18 protein-coding genes are annotated in these 17128 nt (G+C 68.9%); 8 read left to right on the top strand and 10 right to left on the bottom strand.

The genetic code is table 11. The features are described 5' to 3' along the window. Window positions 1–118 precede the first annotated feature (118 nt). Window positions 119–1117: a MurR/RpiR family transcriptional regulator gene (locus ACZ6DT_RS00500; protein ID WP_465586565.1), complete on the top strand. Its 999-nt coding sequence runs from the start codon at window positions 119–121 to the stop codon at window positions 1115–1117. Between the two features lie 17 nt (window positions 1118–1134). Beyond that, window positions 1135–2064, top strand: a complete 930-nt coding sequence (locus ACZ6DT_RS00505) for an N-acetylmuramic acid 6-phosphate etherase (RefSeq protein WP_465586567.1) — start codon at window positions 1135–1137, stop codon at window positions 2062–2064. Between the two features lie 216 nt (window positions 2065–2280). Here ACZ6DT_RS00505 and ACZ6DT_RS00510 read toward each other — a convergent pair whose 3' ends face one another. After that, window positions 2281–3450, bottom strand: coding sequence for an MFS transporter (locus ACZ6DT_RS00510; RefSeq protein WP_465586569.1), 1170 nt, complete (start codon window positions 3448–3450; stop codon window positions 2281–2283). Between the two features lie 51 nt (window positions 3451–3501). On the opposite strand from ACZ6DT_RS00510, the gene ACZ6DT_RS00515 reads away from it, so the two are divergent. Then, window positions 3502–3807, top strand: coding sequence for an ArsR/SmtB family transcription factor (locus ACZ6DT_RS00515; protein ID WP_465586572.1), 306 nt, complete (start codon window positions 3502–3504; stop codon window positions 3805–3807). On the opposite strand, the gene ACZ6DT_RS00520 is transcribed toward ACZ6DT_RS00515, so the two are convergent. From ACZ6DT_RS00520 to ACZ6DT_RS00545, 6 genes are all read right to left on the bottom strand, one after another. Beyond that, window positions 3784–4638, bottom strand: a complete 855-nt coding sequence (locus tag ACZ6DT_RS00520) for an extracellular catalytic domain type 1 short-chain-length polyhydroxyalkanoate depolymerase (RefSeq protein ID WP_465586575.1) — start codon at window positions 4636–4638, stop codon at window positions 3784–3786. The two genes, ACZ6DT_RS00515 and ACZ6DT_RS00520, sit on opposite strands and share 24 nt — an antisense overlap. A gap of 232 nt (window positions 4639–4870) precedes the next feature. Further along, complete coding sequence (locus tag ACZ6DT_RS00525; protein ID WP_465586578.1) at window positions 4871–6715, bottom strand: helix-turn-helix domain-containing protein; 1845 nt, start codon at window positions 6713–6715, stop codon at window positions 4871–4873. Further along, window positions 6712–8028 carry an MFS transporter gene (locus tag ACZ6DT_RS00530; RefSeq protein ID WP_465586581.1) on the bottom strand — a complete coding sequence of 439 codons (1317 nt, stop codon included), beginning with the start codon at window positions 8026–8028 and terminating at the stop codon, window positions 6712–6714. The genes ACZ6DT_RS00525 and ACZ6DT_RS00530 overlap by 4 nt, the downstream gene beginning before the upstream one ends. Before the next feature lie 23 nt (window positions 8029–8051). Beyond that, window positions 8052–8810: a 3-hydroxybutyrate dehydrogenase gene (locus tag ACZ6DT_RS00535; protein ID WP_465586584.1), complete on the bottom strand. Its 759-nt coding sequence runs from the start codon at window positions 8808–8810 to the stop codon at window positions 8052–8054. 158 nt (window positions 8811–8968) lie between these two features. Then, window positions 8969–9700 (bottom strand): Fic family protein, encoded by a 732-nt coding sequence (locus ACZ6DT_RS00540; protein WP_465586586.1) that lies wholly within the window; start codon window positions 9698–9700, stop codon window positions 8969–8971. After that, window positions 9697–10194, bottom strand: coding sequence for a phosphoribosyltransferase (locus tag ACZ6DT_RS00545; protein WP_125679778.1), 498 nt, complete (start codon window positions 10192–10194; stop codon window positions 9697–9699). Before ACZ6DT_RS00545 ends, ACZ6DT_RS00540 begins: the two co-directional genes overlap by 4 nt. Before the next feature lie 114 nt (window positions 10195–10308). On the opposite strand from ACZ6DT_RS00545, the gene ACZ6DT_RS00550 reads away from it, so the two are divergent. From ACZ6DT_RS00550 to ACZ6DT_RS00560, 3 genes are all read left to right on the top strand, one after another. Next, the gene (locus ACZ6DT_RS00550) at window positions 10309–10887 is read left to right on the top strand and encodes a GNAT family N-acetyltransferase (RefSeq protein WP_465586590.1); all 579 of its coding nucleotides are present in this window, start codon (window positions 10309–10311) and stop codon (window positions 10885–10887) included. Window positions 10888–10987: 100 nt separating this feature from the next. Further along, window positions 10988–12958, top strand: coding sequence for an acetate--CoA ligase (gene acs, locus ACZ6DT_RS00555; protein ID WP_465586593.1), 1971 nt, complete (start codon window positions 10988–10990; stop codon window positions 12956–12958). Between the two features lie 166 nt (window positions 12959–13124). Beyond that, window positions 13125–13622 (top strand): DUF6319 family protein, encoded by a 498-nt coding sequence (locus tag ACZ6DT_RS00560; RefSeq protein ID WP_465586595.1) that lies wholly within the window; start codon window positions 13125–13127, stop codon window positions 13620–13622. A 54-nt stretch (window positions 13623–13676) separates the two neighbouring features. Here ACZ6DT_RS00560 and ACZ6DT_RS00565 read toward each other — a convergent pair whose 3' ends face one another. Together ACZ6DT_RS00565 and ACZ6DT_RS00570 are read right to left on the bottom strand one after the other, a co-directional pair. After that, window positions 13677–14012, bottom strand: coding sequence for a cupin domain-containing protein (locus ACZ6DT_RS00565; RefSeq protein ID WP_465586598.1), 336 nt, complete (start codon window positions 14010–14012; stop codon window positions 13677–13679). After that, a complete protein-coding gene (locus ACZ6DT_RS00570) occupies window positions 14009–15316 on the bottom strand; it encodes an MFS transporter (protein ID WP_465586601.1) in 1308 nt (435 codons plus the stop codon). The genes ACZ6DT_RS00565 and ACZ6DT_RS00570 overlap by 4 nt, the downstream gene beginning before the upstream one ends. Window positions 15317–15424: 108 nt before the next feature. Here ACZ6DT_RS00570 and ACZ6DT_RS00575 point away from each other — a divergent pair, with 108 nt between their 5' ends. Continuing rightward, the gene (locus ACZ6DT_RS00575) at window positions 15425–16105 is read left to right on the top strand and encodes a DUF2848 domain-containing protein (protein WP_465586604.1); all 681 of its coding nucleotides are present in this window, start codon (window positions 15425–15427) and stop codon (window positions 16103–16105) included. Here ACZ6DT_RS00575 and ACZ6DT_RS00580 read toward each other — a convergent pair. After that, window positions 16069–16200 (bottom strand): hypothetical protein, encoded by a 132-nt coding sequence (locus ACZ6DT_RS00580; protein WP_465586606.1) that lies wholly within the window; start codon window positions 16198–16200, stop codon window positions 16069–16071. The genes ACZ6DT_RS00575 and ACZ6DT_RS00580 overlap by 37 nt on opposite strands. 111 nt (window positions 16201–16311) lie before the next feature. Here ACZ6DT_RS00580 and ACZ6DT_RS00585 point away from each other — a divergent pair, with 111 nt between their 5' ends. Continuing rightward, the gene (locus ACZ6DT_RS00585; protein WP_465586608.1) at window positions 16312–17031 is read left to right on the top strand and encodes a VIT1/CCC1 transporter family protein; all 720 of its coding nucleotides are present in this window, start codon (window positions 16312–16314) and stop codon (window positions 17029–17031) included. The last annotated feature ends 97 nt before the right edge of the window (window positions 17032–17128 follow it).

The raw sequence follows: 17128 nt of genomic DNA on the forward strand, positions 1-17128 counted from the left end.
CCTCGTTAACGACCTCGACCTGGTTAGCGACTTTCTGGTCAACGATTAATCGCAAATCGAATCCGCAGACACGGATAGGTTGCGATCTTCCCGAAGGGTGTGGGTAGCCTTGTCGCAGATGCCAACGGTTAGTAACTTTCCCACGGTGGGCGATACCGAATCCGTAATCGCGGCCGCACCGTCCGAGGCCCTGCCGGCGCAGCCGGCACGGGACGCTGACGCGAGCCCGCTGGTCCGGATTCGCTCACTGCTGCCCGGGCTCGCCCGGGCTGAACAGCGTGTCGCGAAGGTCGTCCTCGAGGACCCCGCGACGGTAGCGCGGCGCAGCATCACCGAGGTCGCGCTCGCGGCCAATACCAGCGAAACCACCGTCACGCGGTTCTGCAAAGCCGTCGGTGTCGGCGGATATCCGCAGCTCAGGATCGCCTTGGCGGCCGACACCGCCCGTACGGAGGCCCGGTCGAGCCGGAACCTCGGCGGCGAGATCGGTCCCGAGGACGACCTGGCCGCGGTGATCGGCAAGGTGAGCTTCGCGGACGCCCGTGCCGTGGAGGAGACCGCCGACCAGCTCGACGTCCCGTCGCTACAGCGGGTGATCGACGTTTTGGCGGGCGCCGGCCGGGTGGACGTCTACGGTGTGGGCGCGAGCGCGTTCGTGGCCGCGGACCTGCAGCAGAAGCTGCACCGCATCGGGCGGGTCAGCTTCGCCTGGTCGGACACGCACATCATGCTCACCTCGGCCGCCGTGCTGAGCCCCGGAGACGTCGCGATCGGCATCTCCCACACGGGCGCGACCACGGACACCGTCGAGGCGCTGCGCGTGGCCCGCGAGCACGGCGCGATCACCGTCGCCGTGACGAACTTCCCGCGTTCGCCGATCACCGAGGTCTCCGACCACGTACTGACCACGGCCGCGCGGGAGACGACGTTCCGATCGGGCGCGACCGCCAGTCGCATCGCGCAGCTGACCGTCATCGACTGCCTGTTCATCGGTGTCGCGCAGCGGCACATGGACGCGTCGGTCAACGCGCTCGACGCGACCAGGGACGCGGTTGGCTCGCACCGTCTGGGCGTTCGGCCCGACGGCAGGCGGCGGCCGCGGGAAACCGGCAAATGAATGGAAAAGTGAGGCGCATGATGACCGTCCCACGCCAGGTGGTGCACGTCGATTCGCCAACCGAACAGCGCAATCCACGGACGACCGACATCGACCTGATGTCGACCATGGGCATCCTCGGCGCGATCAACGCCGAGGACCGCCGGGTCCCCGAAGCCGTCGCCGCGGTCCTGCCGCAGGTGGCACGGGCGGTCGACTTCGCCGTGGAAGCGCTGCGGTCGGGACACCGCGTGCACTACTTCGGGGCCGGTACCTCCGGCAGGCTGGCGACGTTGGACGCGGCGGAGCTCGTGCCGACGTTCAACGTGCCCTCCGACTGGTTCATCGCGCATCACGCGGGCGGCGCACGCGCGCTGCGCCAAGCCGTGGAAGACGCCGAGGACAACGCGAAGGCCGGAGCCGCCGAGGTGGCCGAGTCCGTCTCCCCCGGTGATTTCGTGCTCGGGCTGACGGCTTCCGGCCGGACTCCCTACGTCCTCGGCGCGCTGGCCGCGGCCAGCCGTCGCGGTGCCCGTACCGCTCTGGTCTCGGGCAATCCGGCCGCGGTGACGCCGCCGGGTGTCGATGTCCTCATCGCGGTGGACACCGGCCCCGAGGCGATCGCCGGGTCGACGCGGATGAAGGCGGGCACGGCGCAGAAGATCATCCTCACGGCGTTCTCCACCGCGACGATGATCAAGCTCGGCCGCACGTACTCGAACCTGATGGTCAGCATGCGGGCGACCAACGCGAAGCTGCGCGGACGGACCATCCGGATCCTGCGCGAGGCCACCGGCATGAGCATGGCGGACTGCTCCGACGCGCTCACCGAGGCCGACGGCGACCTCAAGGTCGCGCTGGTCCATCTGCTGTCCGGCGAGGACGTCGCGAACGCGGCGAAGGCGCTGGCGGCCAACGATGGCCACGTACGCGAGGCTCTCGACTCCCTGCGAGTGCGCGCGAGCTGACCCGGCCGCCCCAAGGCTCCCGGGTCTTCACTGGAGCCCCTGACCTGCGAAAAGGGAGCAAGGGACCTTTGCTGTCGCTGGGCGCGTTCCCCATGGTGACCCCCGGTGTCCCCAATGCCACATTGGGGACACCACAGCACGGGAAAGTCGAGCGGCCACGCGATATTTAGCGTACCCACGCTAACGATAGCAAGGGTCCCTTGCTATCGCTTTCGGTCAGGCGGGCTGGACCACCCGCCTCCGCGAAGGGACCGAAAGCGCGAAGGCGAGCAGAGCGACGAAGGCGGCAACGGGGCCGACCCACCAGGCACCCGCCGACGACAGGACGACGCCACCCAGCACGGCACCGAGGGCACCACCGCCGTAGATCGCGGAACCGTTGAGCCCCATGGCGACCGTCGGCGCATCGGGCGCCAGCGAGAACAGCCGGTGCTGCTGCGGCACCATCAGCATCCCACCGGACATCCCCGACGCCAGCGCGAAGACCAGCGCGCCGGGAAGGCTCAGCACAGCGACGTCCAGCAGCGCCAGCGTCGCGACCGTACCGATGAGCGAGATCGAGCGGACGCGCGCGGAACCGAGTGAGTCGGTCGCACGGCCCGCGAAGGCGTTGCCCGCGATCTGCCCGATCCCGAAACCGGCGAGCAGCCACGAGATCATCGCGCCCGCCGCCACGGGTGCCACCAGCACCGGCAGGTACACGAAGGCCGCGAAGCCCGCAGCGGTACCGAGAACGCTTACGCCGAGCACACGCGCGATGGGCGGTCGCGCGACGACGGCAAGCCTGGCACGCAGGGTCACCGTCGGCATCCGGACACCCGGCAGCAACGGTACGAGCAGCGTCACCACCACCGCCACCGCGCCGATCCCCCACATGACCGCGCGCCAGCCGAACCAGTTCCCGGCGAGCACCCCGATCGGCACGCCGAGCACCATCGACACGCTCATCCCGGCGGAGACGGTGGCCAGAGCGCGGCCGCGACGCTCGTCCGAAGCCAATGCTCCGGCGAGGACGTAGGCGTTGGATTGGAACGCGGCGGCGCCCAGGGCGGCCAGCACGCGTGCGGCGGCGACCACGGCGAAGGAGTCGCCGATCGCCTGACCGGCCATGCCGATCGTGAACAGCACCATCCCCGCGCCGAGCACCCACCGCCGGTCCAGCCGTCCGGTGAACGCCGCGATGAGCGGTGACGAAACCGCGTAGGTCACCGCGAAGACCGTGGTCAGCTGGCCCGCGACGGCTTCGGAAACACGCAGGTCGGCGGCGATGGTGGGCAGCAGCCCATTCAGGACGAACCCGTCGGTGCCGACGGTGAACGTCCCGACGGCGAGTACCAGCAGAGCCCCCAGAGCGAGCCGATCATTTGATGATCGTCGAATCGTCATACGGGGTACAGTGGCCGAATTATTCGATGACTGTCAAATAGTTGGAGCGAAGTGAGCACCACGCTGCCGCAGCCGGCGACCGCGGAGATCGAGATCGTGCCGGTCCTCCAGGCGCTCGCGGATCCCGTACGCCTGGAGCTGATCCGCGCCCTGCGAAGCAACCCTTCGCCGCGAAGCTGCGCCGTCACCGAGTACGACGTCGAGATCAGTGCGCCGACGCTCTCCCATCACTGGAAGGTCTTACGCGAGGCCGGCCTCACGACGACGTTCGTCGAAGGCCGGACCCGCTGGGTCGAACTACGCGCCGAGGACATCCACGCGCGGTTCCCCGGCCTACTGGACGCCGTCCTCGCCTAGCCGCCATTTCGCCGCGAGTTCTCCCGCGGCGCACACGCCGACGTCGAGCAGATACGGCCCGGCCTGACCGCAACCGGACCGCGGCGCGATCGGCTGCCCGTGCCCCATCCCGGTGATGGCGTGCGTGTCGACGGCGGCGCCGACATCGGCCCACTGCTCGGCAAGCTCGCGCATGTTCATCGGGGCGACCGTGTAGTCCGCGGTCCCGTGCCAGACGCTGACCGGCGAACGCGGCCCCGTGCCCGCGGCCCGCACCTTGTCACCCCACTGCTTCGGAGTCAGATCCTTGCCGGGGTTCATGCAGGAGTACGCGTCGATCATCGAAGTCGCGCAGCCATAAGGCAGCCCCGCCACGACACCGCCGCCGGCGAACAGTTCCGGATACGCCGCCAGCAGCACCGAGGTCATCGCGCCACCCGCCGACAGCCCGGTCACATACGTGCGGCTTCCGGCGGCATACCGCGTCATCTGCGCGATCGACTCGGCCTCCCCGGATCCGCGCTTGATGTCGCCCGCCTGGAACCAGTTGAAGCACTTGTTGAAGTTGTTCGTCGAAACCTGTTGCGGCAGAACAAGTTTGAACCGCAGCCTGTCCGCGAGTCCGACCCAGCCGGAGCCGCGCGCGTAGCCGGCCGCGTCCTGGGTGCAGCCGTGCAGCACGACCACCACCGGACGGCCGGGCGGCAGCCCGTCGGGAACGTAGTCGAACATCCGCAACGCACCGGGATTGCTCCCGAACCCGGTCACCGGGCGGATCGCCGCCGCCTGTGCCGGAGTCGAAAAGAGAAGGGTCAGTGCCGAAACCACCGCGCCGATGAGGAGTTTTCGCATTACCCGAGGCTAGAACCGCCACCCGCGGGGTTCCAGGTGGCAGACCACCACAGCGGCGGCCGATTTTGTGTGGTCGCGCCGGGTACCGACCCTTGAGGGGCCCCGCTTATCGTCGCCGATGCGGCTCGTTCTGGCCCTCGCGACGAGGCCGGCCCTGGCCTCGGACATACGATCCAGGCCGACTGAACCGGCTGGTTTCCCCGAACCCTGACCCGCCGCGGTTTCGACGAGGTCATCCGTTTCGGCCATGGGTGAGGCGGTGCAGCCTGAGCGCGAGCTGGAGTTCCAGGGCGCGCTCGGGCGCCTGCCACTGCTCACCCAGCAGTGACGCGATGCGGTCCAGCCGCTGCACGACGGTGTTGACGTGCACGTGGAGCAGTTCCTTCGCCCGCGTCAAGTTGCCGCCGCAGGCGAAGTACGCGCGAAGGGTGCCGATCAGATCCGTGCCGCGGCGTTCGTCGTAGTCGAGCACCGGGCCGATCGTGGCGGTCACATACGCGCCGAGATCGGCGTGCTCACCGAGGAGCAGCCCGACGAATCCGAGATCGGCCATGCTCGCGCCTTCCCCCGCCCGCCCGAGTGCCAGCAACGACGCGACGCACCGCGCGGCTTCGGCGTGCGCCACGGCCAGTTCCCGCGGCGAGACCGCCGGGCCCCCCGCACCCACCGTCACCGGGCAGTCCATTATGGACGTCAGCTCAGCGGCGACGGATCTGGCCAGCGCGCCGGCATCCGCCCCGCGGACCAGCAGGACGACCTCGTCGGCGTGGACACCGACCAGCTCCGCATGCCGTGCGGCCGCTGTGGCCAGCCGTCGTCGCGAGACGGCATCGGAATGCGCGATCAGCACCGCGTGCGATGTCGACAAATCGACTCCAAGTCGTCTGCCTCGCGCCAGCAACGCGGCGGGATTGCGGCCCGGCGCGGTGAGCAGATCCGACAGCAGCTCCCCACGCACCTCGTCCTCGGCGCGCGCGACGGAACGCCGTTGCATCAGCAGCACCGCGGTGACCACACCCGCCCGCTCGAACAGCCGCCGGTCGGCCTCGCCGAGCGACGGCCCGTCGCCGAGTACCAGGCTGCCGAGGAACTCCTGCCCCGCCTGAACAGCACACAGCCAACCGTCCTTTGTGGACACGGCCCGGCCACTCGCCCGGGACGCCGACACCGCCGCACGCGAGACGCTCAGCTCCCCGCCGGTCCGGGCCAGGACAACGCCTTCCGCGTCGTAGACGGCGATGGCGCCGCCGAGCACGTCCGCGACCGCGACGGCGACCTCGGCCAGATCACCGCCGCGCAGCACGAGGTCCATCAACCGGTCGTGCGCGTCTTCGGCGCGGCGCATCGCGTCGTTGTGCGCGCTGATCGTCGCGTTGGCGGCGTTCAGCTCGGCGACCGCGCGGCGCGTCTCGTCGAGCAGATGCGCGTTGTCCAGCGCGATCGCCGCGTGGTCGGCCAGCGACGACAGCAACGCGACCTCGTCGGGCGAGAACTCCCGCGTGGTCCGGTCGGAGGCGAACAACACCCCGATGACCTTGCTGCCGATCGCCAGCGGCACCCCGAGGATCGCGGTCAGTCCCTCGTCGAGCACCCCGGTGTCGATCGACGACGTATGGCGGAACCGCTCGTCGTTGAAGTAATCCGCCGTCGCGTACGGCCGCGCGGTCTGCGCGACCAGCCCGCCGAGCCCCTCGCCCATGCCGAGCACGATGTCCTGGAACAGCGCGGAAACCGAGCCGTCGGTGACGCGGACGTAGGTCTTGCCTTCGGTTTCGTCGTTGAGGCTGAGATACGAGACGTCCACGCCGAGCAGCGCCCGCGCCCGCCGCACGATCGACCGGAGGACGGCGTCCGGATCGTCCAGCCGGGCGAGGTCGCTGGCCGTGTCGAACAGCGCGGCCAGCTCCGCCTCGCGCCGCCGGTGCTCGGCGACGGTGTCCCGGATCCGCAGCGCCAGCTCGGTGGCCTTCGGATCGACGGGGACGTGCGCCAGCTGCTCGCTGCCCGCACCGGAGGCGAGCAGTTCGAGCAGCCGGCGCAACCGCCTCGCCGTCTCGGCACCGTCCACAGAGGTCATGCTGACACGTGACCGCGCTTCGTGAGAACTTCGGAATGCAGGGATTCCCCCTTCGTCTCGCGGGCGACGAGCAGCGCGATCACGGTCAGCGCGCACATCGCGACGACGTAAAGCGAGACCGGGACCGTGCTGCCGAACTCCTTGAACAGTGCGACCGCGATGAGGGGCGCCACCGCGCCCGCCGCGATCGACGACAGCTGCCCGCCGACCGAAAGGCCGGTGTAGCGGACCCTCGTCGGGAACTGCTCGGAGAAGAACGCGGCCTGCGGGCCGTACATCGCGCCGTGCAACACGAGTCCGACGGTCGCGGCGAGAATGATGACACCGGAATTCTTGGTGTCGAGCATCGCGAAGAACGCGAAACTCCACGCGGCCATACCGATCGCGCCGAACAGATACACCGGGCGGCGTCCGATCCGGTCGGAAAGAATGCCCCACAAAGGAATGGCCAAGAAATGCACGGCCGAACCGATGAGCACCGCGTTGAGTCCGGCCGATTTCGGCAGACCAAGTCCGGTGGTGACGTAAACGAGAATGAAGGCGGTGATCACGTAGTACGAAACGTTTTCCGCCATCCGCGAGCCGATCGTGATCAGCACCGCGCGCCAGTGGTTCCGGAACACCTCGACGACCGGCGCGTGCTCGGGCTTGCTTTTCTCCCGCGCCGCCAAGAAGACAGGCGATTCGCTGACCGCGAGCCGGATCCACAGCCCGATCACCACGAGGGCACCGGAAAGCAGGAACGGGATCCGCCAGCCCCAGCTGAGGAACGCCTCGTCCGACTGCGTCGCCGCCAGGATCGCGAGGACGGCCGTCGCGAGCAGGTTCCCGCCAGGGGCACCGCACTGCGGCCAAGACGCCCAGAACCCGCGCCGTTTGTCGTCGCCGTGTTCGGAGACGATCAGCACCGCGCCACCCCATTCGCCACCGAGCGCGAAACCCTGTACGAGCCGCAGCAACGTCAGCAGGATCGGCGCCAGGGCACCGACGGAGGCGTACGTCGGGAGGATGCCCATCGCGCAGGTCGAACCACCCATCAACAGCAGGCTCAGCACCAGCAGTTTCTTGCGGCCGACCCGGTCGCCGAAATGCCCGAACACCAGCCCGCCGACCGGCCGCGCGAGGAAGCCGACCGCGTAGGTCAGGAAGGCCAGCAGCGTGCCGGTCAGCGGATCGTTGGAGGGAAAGAACAATTCGCCGAACACCAGCGCCGCGGCGGAGGTGTAGAGGAAGAAGTCGTACCACTCGATCGTCGTGCCGATCAGGCTGGCGCTGACGACCTTCGCGATCGAGCCGCGGTTCTGCGTGGTCACCGAGGGCTTCCTTTCTTGGGGGTTCACGCGGCGGTCCAACCGCCGTCGAGGGGGATGGAGGTGCCGGTGACGTGGGCGGCGTGGCCTCCGGACAGCCAGAGCACGCACGCGGCGACGTCGGCGGGTTCGATGAGCCGCTTGATCGCCGACCGGCGAAGCAGGACCTGTTCGATGACGGCGTCGCGTTCGAGCCCGTGTTCTTCGGCCTGCGCCTGGAGCTGGCCGGTGACCAGCGGTGTCCGGACGTAGCCGGGATTGACGCAGTTGCTGGTCACGCCGTGTTCCGCGCCTTCGAGCGCGGTGACCTTGGAGAGTCCTTCGAGCGCGTGCTTCGCGGTGACGTACGCGGATTTGAACGGGCTCGCGCGGAGGCCGTGGACGCTGGACATGTTGACCACGCGTCCCCAGCCGCGTTCGTACATGTTCGGCAGCGCGCGGCGGATGAGCAGGAACGGCGCGGTGACCATGAGCGCCTGGATGCGGGTGAACGTCTCGGGCGGGAACTCATGGATCGGCGCGACGTGCTGGAAACCGGCGTTGTTGACGAGGATGTCGATCTCGGCCGGGAGGGTCTCGAGGGCCCGGGCGTCGGTGAGGTCGACGACGTGCGCGATGCCGTCGACGTCGGCCGCCGCCTTCACGACGGCGTCGTCGATGTCGGCGAGGTGGACCTTGGCCCCCGCCTCGGCCAGCGCTTCGGCGCAGGCCAGGCCGATTCCGCTCGCCGCGCCCGTGACCAGCGCGGACTTACCGGCCAGATCGCTGTGATACGCACCACTCATGCCGGACGACGTTAGGTCGCCCGGCCCGCTTGAGCCATGTGGTTACGGCCCACATCTGCGCACAAGCCTGTGTGCGCTCCCCACACTTCCGCATTTCGTCCTCTGAATGCGGAAGTTGCGTGTGCAAGGACCGCATCCAGAGGACGAAATGCGAGGGGTCAGCCGGCGGCGTCGGAGATCGACTTCGCCTCGCGGGCACCCACCTCGAAGGCTTCACACGAAAAGAGCAGCCAAGCCCGGACGCCCTCCGGAGTCCCGCCGGAGAAGGCCGAAGCGGCTTCAAGGTACTTCGGCACGCGCCGGAAATACGCCACCTCGGGCACCGTCAGCGCCTTCGGGTCCAGCCCCGTCGCCACCGCCGAAAGCCGCGCCGCCGCCCTCGCGACGACACCGTCCGCCGAGCCGAAAGGCTTCAGTGCCAACAGTTCCCCGTGTACGACGGCGGTCAGCACCGGTCCCGGCACCGACGTCGCGCCGGTGACCAGCTGCGCCAGCATCTCCAGCCGCGGACCGACGCCGCCGGACGACCGCGGCCGCCCGAGCGCGTCGAGATCCGTCACCAGATCCGACGCGGCGAGCAGGTGCAAACGCGCCAACGCCTGCAACGGCGCACGACGCCACGTCGGGAGCAGTCCTTCCAGCGCTTCCGCGACCCGCAGCGCACCCGCCAGCACCGGATCGGTCACTTCACCGGATTCGGGCAGTTCGGGCGCGGCGCCTTCGATCCCCGCCGACGCCCGCGCCGAGCGCACGGACGCTTCGGCGGCCGTCGCCGCGCCGCCGCGCAGGTTGGCGGGCAGCCGGTGGACGGCGAACACCGCGTCCTGTGCCGATTTCGCGGCCGCGACGACCCCTTCGAGGTCCAGCAGCGGCTTCAGCGGATCCGTCACGCGTCCAGCACCTGGCCCTCGCGGCGCACGACCGGCGCCTGCACCGACCACGGGAAGTTGATCCACCGGTCCGTGTGCTTCCAGACGTACTCGCCTTTGACCTCGGAGCGCGGCTTTTCGTAGACGACCGCGCAGCGCACCTCGGCGACGTGGTCGGCGCAGAAGTCGCGGACCAGCTTCAACGTGGCACCCGTGTCCGCGACGTCGTCGGCGACGAGCACCTTCTTCTTCGTCAGGTCGACGACGTTCGGCACCGGCGGCAACATCACCGGCAGGTCGAGACGCTGGTCGACGCCGGTGTAGAACTCGACGTTCATCACGTGCAGGTTCTTCACGTCGAGCGCGTAGCCGAGCGCGCCCGCGACGAACAGCCCGCCTCGCGCGATCGACAGGATGAGGTCCGGCTCGAAGCCGTCGTCGGCGACGGCCTGCGCCAGCTCCCTGCTGGCCGTCCCGAACAACTCCCAGGTGAGCTCTTCCCGCTCCTCGGCCATGCTGCCTCGCCTTCTCGATCGTTCCCGCGAGCATAGGCAACGCCTCAGTGGTCTTCTCGAATGCTTCGAAACTGGCTCTCCTGCAAGGCCACTGCCGTCCGTAACGTCGCGTCCGTGACCAACTGGAACACCCACGCCACCCTGGAGGGCGAACGCGTCCGCCTCGAGCCGCTCACCCGCGACCACGCGAAGGGCCTGTTCACGGCGGGCTCCGACCCGGCGATCTGGACCTGGCTCAGCCTCCGGCAGCCGCGGGACCTCGCCGCTGCCGAAACCATGGTCGACGACATCCTCGCCGACCCGGACCGCCGTGCCTGGGCCCAGATCGACGCCCGCACCGGTGAGGTCGCGGGCACGACGTCGTTCTACGCGATGAACGCGCGCCACAAGATCCTTTCCCTCGGCCACACCTGGATCGGTTCCGAATGGCAGCGGACCGGATTCAACCGCGAGTCGAAATTCCTGCTGCTGCGCCACGCTTTCGACGACCTCGGCGTGAACCGCGTCTCGTGGGAGACCGACATCCGCAACCTGAAGTCGCAGAAGGCGATCGAACGTCTCGGCGCGCGACGGGAAGGTGTGCTCCGCGCGCATCGCGTCCGGCCCGACGAAACCATCCGTGACACCGTCGTCTACTCCGTCACCGGACCAGAATGGCCCGCGGTCCGTACCGCTTTGTCCTCAAGCGTGTGAACGCCGTGCGCAACCACGACGCAACCTTTTACTTCGCGTCGTAACGTCGATAGCGTGCCAACGGGCGTGAAGACACGCGAATCACAGGAGGCATCGCACCATGACCGAGCAGTCGCCGGCGCTGGACAATTTGCTCACGGAGAGCAGGACCTTCCCCCCGAGCGAGGCTTTCAGCGCGCAAGCGAATGCCACCGCCGACTTCTACGCCGAAGCCGACACGGACCGGGAAGCGTTCTGGGCCAAGCAGGCCGAGCGCCTCCACTGGGAAACGAAGTGGTCTCAGGTACTGGACTGGACCAATGCGCCGGTGGCGAAGTGGTTCGTGGGCGGGAAGCTCAACGTCGCGTACAACTGCGTCGACCGCCACGTCGATTCCGGGCACGGTGACCAGGTCGCCATCCACTGGGTCGGCGAGCCCGGCGACAACCGTGACCTCACCTACGCACAGCTGAAGGACGAGGTTTCCAAGGCCGCGAACGCCTTCGAGTCGCTCGGCCTCGAGGCGGGCGACCGGGTCGCCATCCAGATGCCGATGGTGCCCGAAGCGATCGTCGCGATGCTCGCGTGTGCCCGCATCGGTGTCCTGCACAGTGTCGTCTTCGGTGGTTTTTCCCCGACTGCACTGCGATCCCGGGTGGACGATCAGGCCGCGCGGATCGTGATCACGACCGACGGCCAGTACCGCCGCGGCAAGGCCGCCCCGATGAAGGTCAATGTCGACGAAGCGCTCGAAGGCGCCGAATCGGTCGAGAAGGTCATCGTCGTCCGGCGCACCGGCGAAGAGGTGCCGATCACCGAAGGCCGCGACCTCTGGTGGCACGACTTGCTCGACGGCCAGTCCGCGGAGCACGCGCCGCAGGCGTTCGACTCCGAGCACCCGCTCTTCATCCTCTACACCTCCGGCACCACCGGGAAGCCGAAGGGCATCCTGCACACTTCCGGCGGCTACCTGACCCAGGCGGCGTACACGCACCACAACGTCTTCGACCACAAGGCCGGCGAAGACGTCTACTGGTGCACCGCCGACATCGGCTGGATCACCGGGCACACGTACATCGTGTACGGGCCGCTGGCGAACCGGACGACGCAGGTCGTCTACGAAGGCACGCCGAACACCCCGCACGAGGGCCGCCACTGGGAGATCGTGCAGCAGCACAAGGTCTCCATCTACTACACGGCGCCCACGTTGATCCGCACGTTCATGAAGTGGGGCAACGAGATCCCGCAGAAGTACGACCTCTCCTCGCTGCGCGTGCTCGGCAGCGTCGGCGAGCCGATCAACCCCGAAGCGTGGATCTGGTACCGCGAGAACGTCGGCGCGAACTCCGCGCCGATCGTCGACACCTGGTGGCAGACCGAGACCGGCGGGATCATGATCTCGCCGCTGCCGGGCGTCACCGCCACGAAACCGGGCTCGGCGCAGAAGGCACTGCCGGGCATCTCGGCGAAGGTCGTCGACGACCAAGGCGTCGAGGTCGGCAAGGGCGGCGGCGGGTACCTGGTGCTCGACAAGCCGTGGCCGGGCATGCTGCGTGGCATCTGGGGCGACGAGGAGCGTTTCCGCGAGACCTACTGGTCCCGCTTCGCCGACCAGGGCTATTACTTCGCCGGCGACGGCGCGAAGTACGACGCGGACGGCGACGTCTGGCTGCTGGGCCGGGTCGACGACGTGATGAACGTGTCCGGGCACCGCATCTCGACCACCGAGGTCGAGTCCGCGCTGGTCTCGCATCCGACGGTCGCCGAGGCCGCCGTCGTCGGCGCGACCGACCCGACGACCGGGCAGGGCATCGTCGCGTTCGTCATCCTGCGCGGCAACGCCGTGGATGGAGGCGAGGAGGCCGTGCAGGAGCTGCGCAACCACGTCGCCAAGGAGATCGGGCCGATCGCGAAGCCGCGGCAGATCCTGGTCGTGCAGGAGCTGCCGAAGACGCGCTCCGGCAAGATCATGCGCCGCCTGCTGCGCGACGTCGCCGAGAACCGCCAGGTCGGCGACGTGACCACGCTGGCCGACTCGTCGGTGATGGACCTGATCTCTTCGGGCCTGAAGTCGGGCAAGTCCGAGGAGTAACCCCACCTCGCGCGCTATGAACGGTCCGTTCCTCGCGAATTTCGCAAGGAACGGACCGTTCCTCGCATCCGACACGCCTACCACACCCCGGTTCGCCCTACTCGAACGCCTGTTCTAGGATGTGCCGGGTACCACCCCATACCCGGGCAAGGAGACGACACCGACGATGACCGTGGATGCCTTGACACGCACTGACGCCGTGTCCGAAGAAGCGGCTACCGAAGCGCCCGTCGACTCGACGCCGCAGGCGGAGACGGCCGAAGCCCCTGCCGAGGCCAAGACCGAGACTCCGGAAAACCCGGAGACCCCCACCGACGAGACGTCCGCCGACGGCGCGGTGGAGTCCCCCAAGCCCAAGCGTGGCCGCCCGAAGGTCGCCACGACGGCGAAGAAGACCCGCACCGTCGAGCTGACCCTCACGGTCACCGGCACCGCCGATGGCGAGTGGCAGGCCGAGCTCAAGAACGGCAGCAAGTGGGTCACGAAGGGCCTCGAGATCCCGGCCGCGGCCGTGTCCCGCGCCGCCAAGGAACTGCACGCCGACCTGTCGGGCCCGATCGACGAGGTCATCAACGCCGCCCGCGAGCTTCAGGCCGCGAAGGTCGCTCAGCTCGAAGCCGAGCTGGAGAAGGCGAAGCTGGCGCTGGCCGAGCTGGACGCGTAAGACTTTCCTCCCGACCGGGGCGGACGCTGGATATCAGTGTCCGCCCCGGTTTTTTCATTCCGCGATCGGCGGCCGCGAAGGCAGCGGCGTCTTGAACTCGACCCAGCGACTGTCCACAATGGCCTCGACGCTGTGCGGGACCCCGCGCGGGTGGACGATCGTCCCGCCCGCTTCGAGGGTCACTTCGCGGCCGTCGAGCGTGCCGCGCAGCGAACCCGAAACCAGGTACACGATGCTGTCGTGATCGTGGCTGTGCACGGGAGAAGCGACGCCCGCCGGATAGCGGATCTCGTACGCCAGCCCGCCTTCCGCCGTGGCGAGCGTCCGGAACCGGCCCGCTCCGCCGATCAGCGGCAGACCCTCCACCGTGGACATCGGGGACCAGGTCATCGCGCGGACGCCATGGCCGCCGCCTCCTCGTCGCGGTCCGGGTCACGAGCGAGCACGACACCGATGACGCTCACCACCGCGGTCGCGAGCAGGTAGACGCCGATCGCCACCCAGGTGCCGTAGCCGGCGAGCAACGCCGTGAGCAGCAACGGCGCGGGCGCCCCGCCGATGACCCCGGCGAGGGTGTAGGCCAGCGAGCTGCCGGTGTAGCGGAGGCGCGGCGAGAACTGCTCGGTGACGAGCGCGGCCTGCGGCCCGTAAAGCGCGGCGTGGATGACCAGCGCGAGCACGATGCCGAGCACCAGCATGAAGAACGAACCGCCGCTGACCATCGGGAAGAACACGAACGGCCAGATCCCGGCGGCGATGGTCGCGACCAGGTACATCTTGCGTCGCGAGACGCGGTCGGAGAGCGCGCCGAACAGCGGCATCAGCACCAGCTGGAACGCCGAACCGATCATCACCGCGGCCAGCCCGGCGCCGCGCGAGAGATCGGTGTGCGTGGTGACGTAGGTGAGGACGAAGACGGTGAACAACGCGTACAGCACGTCCGGGCAGACGCGGATCAGCACGGCCGCGATCAGTGCGCGGCGTTCGGTGCGGAAGACCTCGGAGATCGGCGCCGACGGACGTTCGCCGCGCTCCTGGATCTTCTTGAAGACCGGCGTTTCCTCCAGCTTGAGCCGGATCCACAGGCCGAAACCGACCAGTGCGCCCGAAAGCAGGAACGCGATCCGCCAGCCCCAGCTGTTGAACTGGGCCTCGGTGAGCAACGCGGCCAGTACGGCGAGGACACCGTTGGCGAGCAGGTTGCCCGCCGGCGGGCCGATCTGGGCGGCCGACGCCCAGAAACCGCGTTTGTTCGGATCGCCGAACTCACTCGAGAGCAGGACGGCGCCACCCCATTCGCCGCCGATGCCGACACCCTGCGCGAACCGCAGCGCGACGAGCAGCACGGCCGCGAAGCCGCCGATGGTCTCGTACGTGGGCAGGACACCGATGAGGAACGTCGCCACCCCGGTGAGCACGAGGGTCATGACCAGGATGCGCTTGCGGCCGAGCACGTCGCCGAGGCGGCCGAAAAGGATTCCGCCGAGCGGCCTGGCGAGGTAGCCGACGGCGTAGGTGGAGAACGCCGCCATCGTGCTCGCGAGCTGATCTTCCGAGGGGAAGAAGAGCTGCCCGAAGATCGTCGCGGCCGCCACCGAGTAGGCCGCGAAGTCGTACCACTCGAGCGCTGTTCCCGAGAGGCTGGCCGCGAAGGCCTTGTGCAGCGAGCGCCGGTCACCGGCTGGTGAGGTCATGTCCACATCCCGTCCGTAGGAGATCCGCAACCCCGCCGGGAGGGGTTGAATTGCGGATATACTCCTTGTATACAAGCTGTATGCGCAACCCCCGATCTCGGAGGACCGATGCCTGAGCTGCGTTTCACCCTTCCCGACGGCCAGGAGCGGCGGACCGAGGTCCACACGCTGTTGAACGCCGGATACGCCGGTCGCAGCCAGGAGGACGTCGCCGCCCACGTGGCCGAACTGGCCGAACTCGGCGTCCCCGCGCCTTCGGTGATCCCGGCGCTCTACCCGGTCGCGCCGTACCTGGCGAGCCAGACCGACGAGGTGCCGGTGCAGCACGAGCGGACCTCCGGCGAGGCCGAATGGGCCATCGTCATCACCGGCCCCGCCCCCGAGGACGTCCTCCTGACCGCCGCCTGTGACCACACCGACCGCGCGCTCGAAGCGCACGGCGTCGCGTGGAGCAAGAACGCGGGCCCCGACGTGCTCGCCGCCAAGGCCTGGCGCCTCGTGGACGTCCAGGACCGGCTCGACGACCTCACCCTGTCCGCCTGGGCCGGGGAAACCCTGATCCAGCAAGGAAAACTCGCGGAACTGCTGCCGCCGTCGTACTGGCTGGACGTGCTGCGCGAGCGTGACCTCTACGCCCCGGGCACCGTGCTGATCTCCGGGACCATCCCGATGATGCACGGCGTCGACCAGTTCGCCGACTCCTGGCGCGTGGAACTGGGCGACCCGGCGACCGGCGAGACGATCGAACTCGCCTACACCGTGCGGCGGCTGCCCGAACCGATCGGCTGAAGCAGTTCGCCGAGGCAGGCGCGATACTCGTCCCGGCGGAAGAACGTCGTCTTCCCGGACACCTGGAGCCCGATCAGGATCACCACTTCTGCCACGGACACAACCTAGCCGGCGGGTTGGGTAAGGCAATAGTCGACAAGGATTGCCTCTATTCACCGAAACCGTCTTCGCTCGCCGAATACCGTTCTTTGTGTTTCACTGAAACGGTGACCGAGACCGTATCGACTGCACATCCGCACGAGCCGCACGCGGATCTGGGCGGCAAGTTGAACTGGCTGCGCGCCGGGGTTCTCGGTGCCAACGACGGGATCGTTTCGGTGGCGGGCATCGTGGTCGGCGTCGCGGGCGCGACCACCGACTCCACCGTGATCGCGACCGCGGGAATCGCCGGGCTGGTCGCCGGCGCGCTTTCCATGGCGGGCGGCGAATACGTCTCGGTGAGCACCCAGCGCGACACCGAACGCGCTCAGTTGCGGCTGGAAAAACGCGAACTGAAAGAGCTGCCCGAGGCGGAAGAACGAGAACTCGCGGAAATCTACGAGTCAAAGGGGCTTTCCCCGGAACTCGCCGCCGAGGTCGCCCGCGAACTGACCGACAAAGACGCTCTGCAGGCACACGCCGAGGCTGAACTCGGCATCGATCCGGACAATCTGACCAGTCCGTGGCAGGCGGCGTGGGCCTCGCTGGTCGCGTTCACCGTCGGCGCGCTGCTTCCGCTGCTGTCGATTCTGTGGACGCCGACCTCGGCGCGGGTCTGGGCGTGCGCGTCGGCGGTGGCGGTCGGCCTGGTGCTGACCGGGTTCATCAGCGCGAAACTCGGCGACGCCCGCGTCGGCCGCGCGATCGCGCGGAACGTCGGCGTCGGCGCGCTGACGATGCTGGTGACCTACTACGTCGGCGTGCTGTTCGGCGTCAGCGTGGCGTAGGCGGGCCGCGGGGGGGGGGGGGGGGGGGGGGGGGGGGGGGGGGGGGGGGGGGGGGGGGGGAGGGGGGGGGGGGGGGAGGGGGGGAGAGGGGGGGGGA

It is taken from the genome of Amycolatopsis sp. NPDC041971, assembly GCF_055588925.1.